At 70.4% G+C, this 14,778-nt stretch carries 11 protein-coding genes; 9 read left to right on the top strand and 2 right to left on the bottom strand.

Features of this window, described 5'->3' with window-relative positions; all coding sequences use genetic code 11:
- The first annotated feature begins 279 nt into the window (after window positions 1-279).
- The 4 genes from ACFO0C_RS29315 (at window position 280) to ACFO0C_RS29300 (ending at window position 3,195) form a co-directional block, all read left to right on the top strand.
- Complete coding sequence (locus tag ACFO0C_RS29315; RefSeq protein WP_378069953.1) at window positions 280-711, top strand: DUF697 domain-containing protein; 432 nt, start codon at window positions 280-282, stop codon at window positions 709-711.
- A 4-nt stretch (window positions 712-715) separates the two neighbouring features.
- A complete protein-coding gene (locus tag ACFO0C_RS29310) occupies window positions 716-988 on the top strand; it encodes a hypothetical protein (protein ID WP_378069952.1) in 273 nt (90 codons plus the stop codon).
- A gap of 23 nt (window positions 989-1,011) precedes the next feature.
- Complete coding sequence (locus ACFO0C_RS29305) at window positions 1,012-1,917, top strand: hypothetical protein (protein WP_378069951.1); 906 nt, start codon at window positions 1,012-1,014, stop codon at window positions 1,915-1,917.
- Window positions 1,918-2,130: 213 nt separating this feature from the next.
- A complete protein-coding gene (locus ACFO0C_RS29300) occupies window positions 2,131-3,195 on the top strand; it encodes a calcium-binding protein (protein WP_378069950.1) in 1,065 nt (354 codons plus the stop codon).
- A 54-nt stretch (window positions 3,196-3,249) separates the two neighbouring features.
- On the opposite strand, the gene ACFO0C_RS29295 is transcribed toward ACFO0C_RS29300, so the two are convergent.
- Window positions 3,250-6,741 (bottom strand): TIR domain-containing protein, encoded by a 3,492-nt coding sequence (locus tag ACFO0C_RS29295; RefSeq protein WP_378069949.1) that lies wholly within the window; start codon window positions 6,739-6,741, stop codon window positions 3,250-3,252.
- A gap of 537 nt (window positions 6,742-7,278) precedes the next feature.
- Between ACFO0C_RS29295 and ACFO0C_RS29290 the strand changes: the two genes are divergently transcribed.
- From ACFO0C_RS29290 to ACFO0C_RS29270, 5 genes are all read left to right on the top strand, one after another.
- Window positions 7,279-9,456, top strand: a complete 2,178-nt coding sequence (locus ACFO0C_RS29290) for a hypothetical protein (RefSeq protein ID WP_378069948.1) — start codon at window positions 7,279-7,281, stop codon at window positions 9,454-9,456.
- A 181-nt stretch (window positions 9,457-9,637) separates the two neighbouring features.
- Complete coding sequence (locus ACFO0C_RS29285) at window positions 9,638-10,132, top strand: hypothetical protein (RefSeq protein WP_378069947.1); 495 nt, start codon at window positions 9,638-9,640, stop codon at window positions 10,130-10,132.
- A gap of 85 nt (window positions 10,133-10,217) precedes the next feature.
- Entirely contained in the window at window positions 10,218-11,840 is a 1,623-nt protein-coding gene (locus tag ACFO0C_RS29280; protein ID WP_378069946.1) for an acyl-CoA carboxylase subunit beta, read from the top strand.
- Complete coding sequence (locus ACFO0C_RS29275) at window positions 11,837-12,025, top strand: acyl-CoA carboxylase subunit epsilon (RefSeq protein ID WP_378069945.1); 189 nt, start codon at window positions 11,837-11,839, stop codon at window positions 12,023-12,025. Before ACFO0C_RS29280 ends, ACFO0C_RS29275 begins: the two co-directional genes overlap by 4 nt.
- A 21-nt stretch (window positions 12,026-12,046) precedes the next feature.
- Window positions 12,047-13,807, top strand: a complete 1,761-nt coding sequence (locus tag ACFO0C_RS29270; RefSeq protein WP_378070482.1) for an ATP-binding protein — start codon at window positions 12,047-12,049, stop codon at window positions 13,805-13,807.
- Here the strand turns inward: ACFO0C_RS29270 and meaB are convergent.
- Window positions 13,797-14,777, bottom strand: a complete 981-nt coding sequence (gene meaB / locus ACFO0C_RS29265; protein WP_378069944.1) for a methylmalonyl Co-A mutase-associated GTPase MeaB — start codon at window positions 14,775-14,777, stop codon at window positions 13,797-13,799. The two genes, ACFO0C_RS29270 and meaB, sit on opposite strands and share 11 nt — an antisense overlap.
- Between the last annotated feature and the right edge of the window lies 1 nt (window position 14,778).

Here is a 14,778-nt window from a genome sequence, read left to right as displayed (position 1 = left end):
CACCCACTATGGAAATGGGTGCTACGCGTGGGGGTTCAAGTCCCCTCGGACACGTTAAACCCCATGCAGGTAAACCACGTTTCGTGTGGTTCCTGGTGGGGTTTTCTGCATTCCACCCTTTCTTCAAGATCCGCACCCGCCGGACGAGGCCGCCGATTCGGGCCCCGGACGGGTGATCATGGACCGCTCGGGCTGTGTCGCCACGTCACCGGTGTCGCTCTCGTCAGTTGACCGGGAGGAGACAGCTGCGTCGCATCGCGCCACAGAGAAGGGCGTCCCGTGACTTCCGAGCAGGACAGCACAGCGGACGTGATCGTCGGGACGATGGTCACCGGGGCACTCGCCATGTCGGTGATTCCGACGGTGAACACCGTGGCCTTCATCGCCGCGATGGGCACCGGCGTGGTGGCGATCGGCGCTGCCTACGGCGTGCCGTTGTCGAAGGACGAGTCCTGGAAACTGGTGAAGCAGTTCCTCCAGGGTGCGGGTGCGGCGACAGCGGCGGCGTTCGGGGCCGGGAAGGTGCTCTCGCTCCTGCTGGCCACCACCGGAATCGGGTACGGCGCCGCGGTGGCGATCGACGCCTCGGTCGGGTCCGCCACCGCGTACGCCGTGGGTATGGCCGCCAAGTTCTACTTCAAGAACGACCGGAACATGCGACTCGCGCAGCAGAGGTTCCGGGAAGGTCTGCGCGAGAAGGGGATCGGCTGATCAGATGTCGGATTCCGTCTGGCAGGCACTGATCGAGGCACTCGCCGACGGCGGCGTCACCGATCCGCACGCAGCACTGGAGGCTCTGGCCGGCTGCGGAGTCGACGTGAACGACTTGTCCCCGGGTCAGGTCGTCGATGTCGTTCTCAACTCGCCGCACGGCCCGCTGTTCGGCCGCGGAAGCTACCACGGGACCTACGACGGCATTCCGAACTGCTGGTTCAGCAGTGACGGGAAGGTCTATGCCCCGGACGGGTCCTGCGTCGGCGGATATTGATCACCTGATCGAGGAGAGTAAGTGTGATTGTCGAGGACGCATCGGAGTTCACGCGGCTCAGCAAGAACCGGCGGCAGCTCATCTGCGTACGCCAGGGAACAACGACCGTGCCGGACCCGACGCAGGTCGTGGCGCAACCGCCGCCCAGCCAGGTCGTCGCCAACCGCCCGCTGGAGTCGGTGGAACTCGCCGCCTCGGTAGCGAAGAAGATCATTCAGGCGGGCCGGGCCAACCCGGCCGTGGCCATCGGTGCGGTCGGGGTCGCCGGAGTCGCGTTCGCCGGCACCTGGGCCTGGAAGTCCTGGGATTCCCGCCGGAAGGACAAGGCCGGCGTCACCTACGTGAGCCGGTCGGTGGCGGACGGGCTCGACTTCCCGGAAGGTCCGTACGTCCCTGGTGTGGTCTACGCTCTGCACCCGCTGATTGCCTCGACGTATGTGCGGGTGTGCAACCTGAATCTCTACGTCCTGCAGAGCCGGATCAGCGAATACTCCAAGATCATGCGGAGTCTCGGCGCGTGCGAGTTCGACGTGGAGGGCTCGGACGAGGACTCGATGGAGGTCCTCGGCCTGTCCTTTTCGCTGCCCGCGCCGGTGGCGACTCCGGTCGATGCGAGATTGGCCGGTAGGGCGACCGAGTCGGCTGCCGTCTCCTACTACTGGCGGGGCCCGGGCGGCAGACCCGACTTCGACCGGCGGGACTCGGTCTGGCTCGCCAAGGATCCCGTGCTGGCGGACATCGTGTCGGCGCGGCTCCAGGGGCGCCTCCACGAGACCAAGGTGGAGTTCCGGCCTGGAACCGAGATGGAGATCTCCCCGAAGCTCGCCGGCGTCCTGGCCGCCTCCAAACTCGATCTCGGTGGCCACCTTCGCCACACGACTTCCGCCTCGTTCCGGCTGCACGTGAAGTTCCCCGAGGGCGCCGTCTGATCCGAGCACCTGCCGAGGTTTGCCGGGACAGCGGTCCTGATCTTCGGTCGCTATGCTCCGCGCAGTAACTTCATCAGGGGAAATGTATCGATGATCGCTTCGCGCTGGCCAGCTCGGGCCGGTCTCGTTCTTCTTACCGCCGCCTCGGTCGCGCTGGTCGCCGGTCCGGCTCGGGCCGACGGTTCGGGGGACGCGGCCGCTGGGACTTCGAAGGTGACCTTCACCGCCGCCTACGGGGTCAAGAACACGGTGGTCATCACCCGTTCCGGGCGGACCGTCACCATCGACGACCGGGTCGCGATCACGCCCGGCAAAGGCTGTAAGCGGGTCAAGGGCGACAAGACCAAGGTCCGCTGCAAGACGAAGAAGACCCCTGCCCAGGTGGTCGTGAAGGTGTACGACCGCAACGACTCGGTGGTCAACAACAGCGACCTCAAGCTGGTGGCCCACGGCGGGGACGGCGCCGACAAGCTCGCCGGTGGGCCCAAGGGGGACGTGTTCTACGGCGACGACCCGTGCGACCGGGTCAACGCCGGAAACGACAAGATCTACGGCCGGGGCGGCAACGACACCATCGTGGCCGGGGACGGTGCCGACTACGTCTCCGCCGGTGACGGCGACGACACCGTGAACAGTGAGGGTGAGTGCGTCAACGGCCCGGACCGTTCCGGCAACGACGTGGTCTACGGCGGCAACGGGCGCGATCTCGTGTCGGCCGGGCCCGGTGACGACCGGATCTACGGCGGGAACGGCGACGACTTCCTCTACGGCTCGGTGGGCAGGGACCGGATCGAGGGCGGGGCGGGCAACGACGAGCTCTACGGTGACGAGGGTTCGAGCACGGCCGCGGCGGACGTTCTGCTCGGCGGCTCCGGGCGGGACCTGGTGGTCTACCACGGCTACACCAAGGCGGTCACCGTCGACCTGGACGGGGCCTCCCGCGACGACGGGATCGCGGGCGAGCACGACACGGTCGGCGCCGATGTCGAGGACATCTACGGCGGCTCCGGCAACGATCGCCTGACCGGGAACGCGGCAGCCAACGAGATCCACGGCTGGGACGGTGCCGACGTGATTCTCGGTGGCGGCGGCGCGGACCGCCTGCTCGGCTGGAACGGCGCGAACCAGGTTCACGGGGAGGCCGGCGACGACGACATCTCGGCGTCGAACCTGACCGGTGTCAGCGTTCTCGACGGCGGCTCCGGTACCGACGTGTGCTCGGGACACGCGGAGGCCTCGAACACTCTGGTCTCCTGCGAGGAAGAGCGTCGCTGGTAGTCCCTCCGGGGTGGCTTCCCGGCAGCGGCGGCCACCGCCGCTGCCGGGTCTCCGCTACGCCGGGCAGGTCGGCTGGTATGCCATCTCCGGGATGTAGGCGTCCCACTCGTCGGCCGTGAAACCTCCGCCGGCTGCCACGCAGGCGGCCGCAGCCGGCTCGTCCCGCAGGGCGGTCAGGGCCGTGTAGTCCCACAGTGCCGCGCGCCGGACCCCGGACTCGCCGCCGTCGGCCGTCAGCGTCCGGCCGTCCGGGTGTGGCAGCAGGATCTTCGACCCCAGGGCGGCGCGCCGCATCGACGCCATCCGGATCGGGCCGGACGGCTCTCCGACGTCCCAGAACGCCACCGCGCCGTCCTTCGAACCGGTCATCAGGGTCCGCCCGTCCGGCCCGAACGCCACCGACCACACCGCGGCCTTGGTACCGGTCAGGATCGCCTGCCGGCGAGGGCGGCCGGTCAGGGTCCACACTGCCGCGGTCCGGTCGGCGCTGCCGGTCACCAGCGTGCGCCCGTCGGGGCTGAACGCCGCGGCGAGTACGGCGTCGGCGTGTCCCTTGAGCGTCGCGCCCCGTACCGGATTCCCCCGGTCGGTCAGGTCCCAGAGGACGACCGACCGGCCCTCGCCGACGGCGACGGTGCGCCCGTCGGGGCTGAAGGCGATGGCGTCGACCCAGTCCACGCCGTCCAGGATGGTCACCGGGCCGGGGTCGGACGGGTCGGTGACGTCCCAGAGCATGACGGTGTACGCCCCGATGTCGATGGCGAGCGTGCGCCCGTCGGGGCTGAACGTCATGCGGCTGTCCAGATCCCAGCCGGGAATCCAGCCGAGCGGTTTCGGTGCGCCGGGGTCTTTCACGTCGGTGAACGTGATCCGTTCGCCGTACGTCATCCCGCTCGCGGCGATCACGTCGCCGGTGGGGCTGACCGCCGCCATGCTGATGCCCCCGTCCCGGATGCGCACGGTGCCACGCGCGACCGGGTGGGTCCGGTCCGAGACGTCCCAGATCGTCGCCGTCCCGTCGGCGTGGACGGTGGTCAGCCGTCGCCCGTCCGGGGTGAGGGCCGCCGTCACGGTCTGTCCGGTGGTCCCGTCAGCTTGGCCGACACCCGTCGGTTCACCGTGTGCCGCGGCGTTCCACAGGCTCAGCGTGCGGAGGCTGCCGACCACGGACAGGATCCGGCTGTCCTGGCTGAACGACATCGATCTCGGGGAGCCGCCCTGGTCGTTGAGCTCGATCATGGGTACCGGCGTGTCGGTCAGGTCCCAGAGCCGCGTCATGCCGGCGTCGTCGCCGCTGGCCATCGTCCGGCCGTCCGGGCTGAACGCCATGCTGTGGGCACGGACCGACGTCGTGGCGCCCCGCTGCGGCTTCGCCGGGTCGGCCAGGTTCCAGAACGCCAGCGTCCCCTCCTTGTCGCTGGTGGCCAGCAGGGGCCGGACCGGGTTGGCGACGGCCCGTGCCCAGCTGCCGGGCAGCGTGGCCACCCGCTGGGGGCGGGTGCGGTCGGTGATGTCCCAGACGGTTCCGGGCGCGCCGGCGGTCACCACGCTCCGGCTGTCGGGGCTGAACGCCAGCGGCGCCGGATATCCGCCGGTCTGCTGGGTGAGCATGGTGGGACGGGCGGGGTCGGTGACGTCCCACAGGGACCACACGCCGTAGTAGTCGACGGTGCCGAGCATCGTCCCGTCCGGGCTGAAGGTGTTCCATTTGCTCAGCTCGGACGGGACGGTGCCGACCCGCTTCGGATGTGCCGGGTCGGACACGTCGAACAGATGCGGCACGAGCGCGTAGTCGCCGGCGATCGCCAGCAGCTTCCCGTCCGGGCTGAAGACGGGCTGAGAGGTGAAGAGGAAGCCGTCGAGCGGGGCGAGCCGGACCGGGTCGGCACGGTCGGCGACGCTCCACAGGGCGGCGTTGAACTCGGACTCGACGACAGCGACGACGTCGCCGGGCCCGTGTGCGGCGTACCAGGCGTCGTTCATCGTGCCGGCCCGGCGGACGGAGCTGACGATTCCCGCCAGTTCCGTGCGTGCCTCGGTGCCCGGCTGGATCCGCTGCGCGGCGATCCCCAGCCGCAGCGCCGTCACCGGGTCGTTGTCCATCGTCGCTTTCGCCTGGTTGATCAGCCGTCGCCCGGCGGTGATCTTCTTCTGCTCCTCGGCGTTGGCCTCCTGCCGACGGGCCTCCGCCGCGGCTTCTCCCGCCTTCCGCTCGTTCTGCTCGGCCAGGATCTTCTGCCGGTCGGCCTCCGCCGCGGCCTCCCCCGCCTTCCGCTCGTTCTGCTCGGCGATCACCTTCTGCCGGTCGGCCTCCGCCGCGGCTTCTCCCGCCTTCCGCTCGTTCTGCTCAGCCAGAGCCTTCTGCCGGTCGGCCTCCGCCGCGGCCTCCCCGGCCATCCGCTCGTTCTGCTCGGCGATCGCCTTCTGCCGGTCGGCCTCGGCGGCGGCCTCCTCGGCCATCCGCTGCTGTTGCTGGGCGTTGTTCCGCTGCCGTTCGGTCTCGGCGGCGGCTTCCTCGGCGAGGCGTTGCTGCTGCTCCGCGATGATCCGCTGGCTTGCCGTCTCGCGCGCCGCCTGCTGTGCCAGCTCGCGTTGTTCCCGGGCCACGGCCTCCTGCTGGCGTGCCAGGGACTGGGAACGGGCGGCCAGTTCCTGCTGGCGGCGTGCGGCCTTCTCCTGCCGTCGTGCCTCGGCCGCCGCCTGCTGGGCCGAGGCTTGCAGTTCCCGGGCGCGTTTCTCCTGCTGCAGGCGTTCTTCGGTGGCGGCGTGCGCCCGGGCCTCCTGCGTCTGCGCGTTCTTCTTCTGGCGGCCGGCCTCCTCGGCGTACCGCTCGGCCTCGCCACGCTGGTGTGAGGCGTCCTGCTGCTGGCGCTGAGCCTCCACCGCCGCGGCGGTGGCCCGGTCGGCGTTGTGGTCGGCGAGCACGGCGGTCCCGGACGCCACCGCGGTGAGCAGGGCGACGGCCGCCACCGCCATCCGGCGCAGCCGGCGGCTCTGCCGGTGGTGCCGGAGATCCTCGCTCTCCAGTTCGTCCTTGCTGACCCCGTGCATCGGGGCGGCCAGTTCCGCGATCGCGTCCCGGAAGCGGATGTCGCGCAGGTTGAGCCTCTGGTCGTCGTGCACCCAGCGCAGGTCGAGGAAGAGCGGCTCCTCGGCGAACACACCACGCAGTGCGTCCGGTACGGCCGTCGAGTCCGCCGAGAGGTCGCCGAGCCGGGCGTCCCACCGCCATTCGCCGTCGGTCACCACGGGCAGGATCCGGTCGGCCGGTTTCGTCGCGATCCAGTACTCGATCTCCCGGTTCACCCAGGGTGACCGGGCCGCCGCCGGTGACGCGAGCAGCACGAACCACTCCGAGCCGTCCAGCGCCTTCTGGATCGACGACCACAGCCCGGGTGTCACCGACAGGCCGGTCTGGTCACGGAAGATCCACAATGCCCGGCGGCGGTGCCATGGCTTCGCGAGCCGGTGCAGTCCCCGCTGAACCGCCGGGGCCAGCTTGCCGTCAGCTGCATGGCTGTAGGAGATGAAGCCGTTGAAGCTCATGCCGGGTCCTGTCGTCGGTCGTGAACGCCGACCGATTGTGCACGCTGGAAGCCATCGGTGGAATCAGATACATCACTTCGCGGCACACCTGGGCGACGTGCACGATCCCACCCGGCGTGGCCGCCGGCGGCACCCTCCCCGCCCCGGCGCCGCCACGGCCGGTGACCGATGGAACCGCCGATTCGCCCCGTCGCCGCATGTAACCGCTTTCCGCGGGGCCCTGAATTGGCTCGGAACACCACATTTCCCGGAACAGGGCCTGCCGCATATCCGGGAAGTGTCGGCACATACCCCACCATTGATCGGTTATGCCTGAGTTGATCAACATCGAATCACATTCCCCGCGGAGGCCTCCGCACCGAATCTGCTACGGTACGGCGCCGCAGTAGTTGATCACTGCGGTTGATGGAAAACGGGGAACAAGGTTTGTTAAAAAAATTGCCATCGGCAGACGATTCCACTTTCGCCCGGAGTCCGCTCCACGGGCGTACGGGTCGCATTTTCGCCATCGGTGTGGCGGTAGCGTCAGTTCTCGGAATGACCGACGGCGTGGTGGCTCAGCCCGCGTCGGCGAACCCCGCAACGCCCGCGGCGGAGGTGGCCGCGCCAGGGGCCGGGACACAGCAGACCATCGAGCGCCCTGACCGGAAGACGGCGATCGCGGCCGCGATGGAGACGGGTCAGCGTGTTCGGATCACCTCGCTGACGTCCGAGACATCCGAATACTTCGCCCTGCCGTCCGGGGCGGTCGAGGCCAGCGTCGCCGCCGGTCCCGTGCGGATCCGCCGCGACAACGGCTGGACGCCGGTCAACCTCGACCTGCGGAAGGCCGCGGACGGCTCGGTGGTTCCGGTGGCACATCCCATCGGACTGAAACTCTCCGGTTCACGGACCGGATCGGGGACGCTGGCGTCGCTCGGCGACGGTGCCGGTGTCGTCAACATGGAGTGGCCCTCAGCATTGCCGGAGCCGCAGCTCGACCGGAACAAGGCCGTCTACCGGGAGGTCTCGCCCGGTATCGACGTGGTGGTCGAGGCGACCCGCTCGGGCTTCGAGCAGTTCGTCGTGGTCAAGACCCCGGCGGCACTGCCCGCCGTGAAGAGCCTGTCCTTTCCTCTGACCGGCGCCGGCGTGGGTTCGGTGACGGAGGACTCCACGGGGTCGCTCGAGGTCAAGAACCGGCAGGGCAAGACCATGGGAACCGTGCCCACGCCGCTGATGTGGGACGCCCAGCTGGCGCCCAACGGCGAGACCCCGGCCCGGACCGCCGAGATCGACGTGGCCGTGCGGAAGCCGGCGAAGCCGTCGGGGGCCAGGACCCTCGCTCGAAGCGAGCCGGAGCCGACCGGTTCGGTCACTCTCCAGTTGAACCCCGACCAGGCGTGGCTGACCGACCCGAAGACCAGGTACCCGATCACGATCGACCCGCAGATCAGCAAGCTGACCACCTACTTCGACACCACCGTCTCCGAGGGCACGTCGGCTGACCAGGGCGGCGCGGACTACCTGCGCCTGGGGGTGACGACGTCGGCATCGCCGAAGAAGTCGCGAACCTTCGTCAAGTGGAACACCTCGGCGCTACGCGGCATGGAGATCACGGCAGCGCGTACCTACTTCTACAACTGGTATTCGACGACGTGCAGCAAGACGTCGTGGGAGATCTGGACGACGGAGCCGGCCGACGCGGACACCCGATGGGCCAACCAGCCCCGGTGGCTGACGAAGGAGGCGACGTCGACCGAGACGAAGGGCTTCAACTCCTCCTGCAACGACGGCTGGGTGTCGATCGACTCGCGCACCTTCTTCCAGCGTGCGGCGGCGGCCGACAGTTCGTGGGGCCACATGGGAGTACGGGCGACCAACGAGGCCGACACGAAGCAGTGGAAGGAATTCCGCTCCCGTAACGCCGACGACACCGCTCAGGTGCCCTACTCGACGATCACCTACGAAAGCGGTGAGGGCGAGTTCGCCGTGATGGCGGGAGCCGGGATCACCGAAGGCATGGAGATGACCGGCGCGGAGATGGAGAACAAGCTCGTCGCCATGGGCTACACCCGTGCCCAGATCGACCAGGCGATCGTGCCCGCCGCCGACGCCTCCGCCTCCTCCGCGCTGGAACCGCCGGCGGCCGAGGGCACTCCGGAGCCCCTGGACCCGAACGACGACACCGCGTTCAACGAGGCATGGACGGCTTCGGGCGGCGAGGGTAGCCCGCCTCCGGTCGAACCCGACGCGCCGAGCTCGGGACGGGGATCGGCCGAATACGCACCGGTTCCGGTCGAGCCCCCGACCGTGGGAATCATGAGTGCCTACACTCGCGTCGCCGCCTGGCGGGAAGTGCGTGGTGTGCACACGGTCATCCGGGAAGGTGTCGCCAATTTCGATTCGAACGGCAACATCACGGGCCATAACCTGGAGAAGATCGACCGCAAGCACAATCTGACGGTCCGGGTTCTCCAGATCACCACGAAACGACCGCAGTACTGGTATCACGTCAACGGTAAGAAATACACCTACGAAAGCTACCCGGTCCATAAGATGCGTTGCACGTGGTCGGGCATCATCCGACGGTGCAAGAGCCTGAAGAAGACGGCGATCGTGGCCTCGGTCGATTTCCGGCTCCTGCGGGACGGGTACAGTTTCGGATTCCCCACGGCGTACTGCAACACCTACGTCGGACGGTGCCCGAACTGGGTCAAGAACGCGATCGGTTAAAACGGAGGACGAGACCGAGGTCGCCGCACGGTACGCGGCGGCCTCGGTCGCTCGGTCGAAAATGACCCGTGATCGGAGTTCGATGGGATTTCCTGAGCCTGCCAACCTGTCTCTCCCGGACGTACTCGTAGCCCCTGACCTGGTGGGAAGCAGCGGCTTCCGGGCGCGGGTGGGTGGCGAGGTGTCCGTGACTCTGACCGCTCACTCGTACCGCTGGGACCATGTGGCCGAGGGCGACCGCCGGCCTGAGGTCGTGCGGGCCACGTCCAGTTCCGACCAGCAGGCGGAGATTTTCCTGACCGGAGTCGTACTGCCCCTGAACGGCACGTCCGAGCTGGGGGGATGGGTACTGGACCTCGCCGGAGTCCCGATCCACGTCACCGCTCAGGACGAGACCGAGGCTGCCCCCGACGCCGGCACCTGGGTACGCCTGCGAGGAACCGTCAGCGTCGCCGACGACTACGTCGTGGACGAGTTGGAGCCCGCGTTGCGGCGCCCCATGGCCTACCGCTGGCGTGTGCAGGCCATCACGAGACTCGTACCGACCGGCGGTCACGGCGAACGGAGATTCCGTGCCCAGCCCGCGGAAGCAATTGTTCGCACCGCGGAGGCCAGCGGCTATCTGGTGGATCTGCACCGGACAGTCACCGGGGACGATGCCGGTCGATCCCGGTAGGGGGCGGGATAGGGGTGTCCGGGAGCGGCGGCGTGGAATCGAATGGCGGGACGAACCGTAGGGACGGCCAGTCAGGAGCGGCGCCATGACGATCATTCAGGAGGCGGCCGAGGAGGACGCCCGGCTCGGACCGGCTCCGCAGGAGGCGCCCGAGCCGGAGGACGCCCGAACGGCTGCCGCCCGGCTGCGGCGGATCCGGCGGGAGGTGCTGGACGGGCCCGGTGACGACGCCACCCGCAGACAGCACGCCCGGGGCAAACTCACCGTCCGGGAACGCATCGCCCTGTTGTTCGACGACGGGCGGTTCACCGAGATCGACGGCCTGCGGCGGCACCGGGCGTCCGGGTTCGGGCTGGAGAAGCGGCGGCCCTACACCGACGGGGTGGTGACCGGGTGGGGGCCGGTCAACGGGCGGACCGTGTTCGTCTACGCGCACGACTTCCGGATCTTCGGAGGTGCCCTCGGTGAGGCGCACGCCGAGAAGATCCACAAGATCATGGACCTGGCCGAGGCCGCGGGCGCCCCGATCGTCGGGCTGTGCGACGGGGCCGGGGCACGGATCCAGGAGGGTGTCTCGGCGCTGGCCGGCTACGGCGGGATCTTCCAGCGCAACGTACGCAACTCCGGTGTCCTCCCGCAGATCAGCGTGATGCTCGGCCCGTGCGCCGGCGGTGCCGCCTACTCACCGTCGCTGACCGACTTCGTGTTCATGGTCCGCGACCGGTCGCAGATGTTCGTGACCGGGCCGGACGTCGTGCAGACGGTGACCGGCGAGACGATCACGATGGAGGAGCTCGGCGGCGCGGACGTGCACGCCACCAAGTCCGGGGTCGCGTCGTTCGTCCACGACGACGAGCAGGAGTGCCTGGCGGACGTGCGTTACCTGCTGTCGCTGCTGCCGTCGAACAATCGGGAGCAGCCGCCCGCCCTGCCGGTCCACGATCCCGTCGACCGCCGCACCGACGCGCTGCTCGACCTGGTGCCGGCCGACCCGCGCCGGGCGTACGACATCCGCGCCGTCGTCGGTGAGATCGTCGACGACGGTGAGTTCCTGGAGGTGCACGAGGGCTGGGCGCCGAACGTGGTGGTCGGCCTGGCCCGGCTGGGCGGCCGGGTGACCGGTTTCGTCGGCAACCAGCCGAGCCGGTTCGCCGGGGTGCTGGACATCGCGTCCAGTGAGAAGGCGGCACGGTTCGTCACCATGTGCGACGCGTTCAACATTCCACTGGTGACGCTGGTGGACGTGCCGGGATTCCTGCCCGGCGTCGACCAGGAGCACGGCGGGGTGATCCGGCACGGCGCGAAACTGCTGTACGCCTACTGCAACGCCACGGTCCCGCGGGTGCAGGTCATCCTGCGCAAGGCGTACGGCGGCGCGTACATCGTGATGGACTCCCGCTCGATCGGCTGTGACGTGTCGCTGGCCTGGCCGACCAACGAGATCGCGGTGATGGGTGCCGAGGGTGCCGCGAACGTGGTCTTCCGGCGGCAGATCAGTGCCGCCGCCGATCCGGACGCGGCCCGGGCGGCCAGCATCGCCCAGTACCGCGACGAGCTGATGCACCCCTACTACGCCGCCGAGCGGGGCCTGGTCGACGACGTGATCGAACCGGGCGAGACCCGGGTGCGCCTGATCGACGCCCTGACCGCGCTGGAGTCGAAGGCCCGTACCCTGCCTGGCCGTAAACACGGCAATCCGCCGCAATGACCATCGTGGTCCGGGGCGGCCCCCTCACACCGGCCGAACTGGCCGCCCTGACCGCCGTCCTGCTCAGCCGGCGCGGCCCGGCGGTGGACGACGCCCCGCCGGTGCGGCCCCGCGCGACATGGGACCGGGCGGCGCTGTCCACCTCCTGGGCGTCCCGGCCGTTGCCGGGCTGGCGCCCCCGATGAGCGGAGCCAACGAGCATGCCGATCAAGAAGGTCCTCATCGCCAACCGCGGCGAGATCGCCGTCCGGGTCGTCCGGGCCTGCCGGGACGCCGGGCTGACCAGCGTGGCCGTCTACGCCGACCCGGACCGGGACGCGCCGCACGTCCGGCTGGCCGACGAGGCGTACGCCCTCGGCGGTGACAGCCCGCTCACCAGCTATCTCGACATCGGCAGAGTGCTGGCCGCGGTGTCCCGCTCGGGCGCCGACGCGGTGCACCCGGGCTACGGCTTCCTCTCCGAGAACGCCGAGTTCGCCGAGGCCGTACTGGCCGCCGGGGTCACCTGGGTCGGTCCGCCGCCGGAGGCGATCCGCCTGCTCGGCGACAAGGTGTCGGCCCGGGCGATCGCGCAGCGGTCCGGCGCTCCCCTGGTCGCCGGGACTCCCGGGCCGGTCGGCGACGCGGCGGAGGTCGAGGCGTTCGCCCGGGCGCACGGTCTGCCGATCGCGATCAAGGCGTCCTACGGCGGTGGCGGCCGCGGCATGCGGGTGGTGCGCCACCCGGAGGAGATCACCGAGGCGTACGAGTCAGCCGTCCGCGAGGCCACCGCGGCGTTCGGTCGCGGCGAGTGTTTCGTCGAGCGCTACCTGGACCGTCCCCGGCACGTCGAGACCCAGTGCCTGGCCGACCGCTACGGCACCGTCGTCGTCGTGTCCACCCGGGACTGCACACTGCAACGACGCCACCAGAAGCTGGTCGAGGAGGCACCGGCCCCGTTCCTGACCGCCGAACAGGACGCCGAGCTCTACGCCGCGTCGAAGGCGATCCTGCGTACCGCCGGTTACGTCGGCGCCGGCACCGTGGAGTTCCTGGTCGGCGCGGACGGCACGCTGTCGTTCCTGGAGGTCAACACCCGCCTGCAGGTGGAGCATCCGGTGACCGAGCAGGTGACCGGGCTGGACCTGGTGGCCGAGATGCTGCGGATCGCCGACGGTGGCATGCTCGACTACCCGGATCCGCCGGTCCGCGGGCACGCGATCGAGTTCCGGGTGAACGCCGAGGACCCGGGCCGGGGTTTCCTGCCCACACCGGGCACGGTCACCGTGTTCCGTCCGCCGGGCGGCCCGGGAGTGCGGCTCGACGCCGGCGTGGAGGCCGGTACGGTCGTCGGCCCGGCCTGGGACTCGCTGCTGGCCAAGCTGATCGTGACCGGCGCGACCCGGGCCGAGGCGCTGCGCCGGGCGGCCCGCGCGCTCGCCGAGTTCGAGGTTGCCGGGGTGCCCACGGTGCTGCCGTTCCACCGGGCGGTGGTGGCCGATCCGGCGTTCGCGCCCGAGGTCACCGGTGACGGCGGGCCGTTCACCGTGCACACCCGGTGGATCGAGACCGAGTTCGCCGCCGACCTGCCCGCTGCCACGCCGGTGGTCACCGAGGCGGCCGACGACCCGCGGGAGACCGTGGTCGTGGAGGTGGACGGGCGGCGGGTCGCGGTCACCCTGCCGGCCGCACGGGTCACGGCCACGCCGGCGACGCCGCAGCCGGCCCGGCCGGCACGCCGCGGCTCCGGTCGTGGCGCCGCGGTGCTGGACCAGAACACGCTGACCGCGCCGATGCAGGGCACGATCGTGAAGGTGGCCGTCGCAGACGGGCAGTACGTGCGGGCCGGTGAACTGGTGGCGGTGCTGGAGGCGATGAAGATGGAACAGCCGCTGCACGCTCACCGCGACGGCACGGTCAGCGGCATCCGGGCCGAGGCGGGCAGCGCGGTGACCACCGGCTCGGCGATCTGCGACATCATCGGCTGATCCCGCCGCGGAACGCCTGGACCAAGTGTTCCGCGGCCTCGGTCGCGGAACACCCACCGGTGCGGACACGCCGCTGGAGGTCCGGGAGCAGGCGCCGCACCTCCGGGTCGGCGCGCAGCTGCGCCATGACCCGCTCCTGGAGCAGGGCCCACAGCGACGCGGCCTGCTTCTCGGCCAGTGCCGCCGGGTGGCCGGACGCGGCCCGGTGCCGGGTCACCGCCGCCCACACGTCGGTGATGCCGGTGTTCTCGACCGCGCTGCAGGTCAGCACCGGCGGCCGCCACGATGTGCCGGACGGGTGCAGCAGCCGCATCGCGGTGGACAGTTCGGCGGCGGCACGGCGGGCGTCGGCGGCCCGCGAGCCGTCGGCCTTGGTGACGGCGATGACGTCGGCGAACTCCAGGACACCGCGTTTGACACCCTGCAGCTCGTCGCCGGCTCCGGGCTGGGCCAGCAGCAGCAGCGTGTCCACCATCGCGGCCACCGCGGTCTCGGACTGGCCGACACCGACCGTCTCGACCAGCACCACGTCGTATCCGGCGGCCTCCATCACGACGATCGCCGCACGGGTCGCCGCGGTCACCCCGCCGAGGGTTCCGGCGCTGGGTGACGGGCGGACGAACGCCGCCGGATCCGCCGCGAGCCGGCCCATCCGGGTGCGGTCGCCGAGGATGCTGCCGCCGCCGCGCGGGGACGACGGGTCGACGGCCAGGACCGCGACCCGGCGCCCGCCCGCCGTCAGGGTGGTGCCGAGCGCCTCGACGAAGGTGGACTTGCCGACACCGGGCGGGCCGCTGACCCCCACCCGGACGGCGTGCCCGGCGTGCGGGGTGAGCGCGCCGAGCAGCCGCTCGGCGGTGTCGCGGTGGTCCGGGCGGATCGACTCGACCAGGGTGAGGGCACGCGCCACCCACACCCGGTCGCCGGCGAGCACGCCCTCGACAGCGCGGGACAGGTCGGTGGCTCGCATG

The organism is Actinoplanes subglobosus (assembly GCF_042650585.1).
GTDB classification, from domain to species: domain Bacteria; phylum Actinomycetota; class Actinomycetes; order Mycobacteriales; family Micromonosporaceae; genus Actinoplanes; species Actinoplanes subglobosus.
The sequence above is the reverse complement of the archived record's forward strand: the minus strand, read 5'-3'. Positions and strand labels throughout refer to the sequence as shown.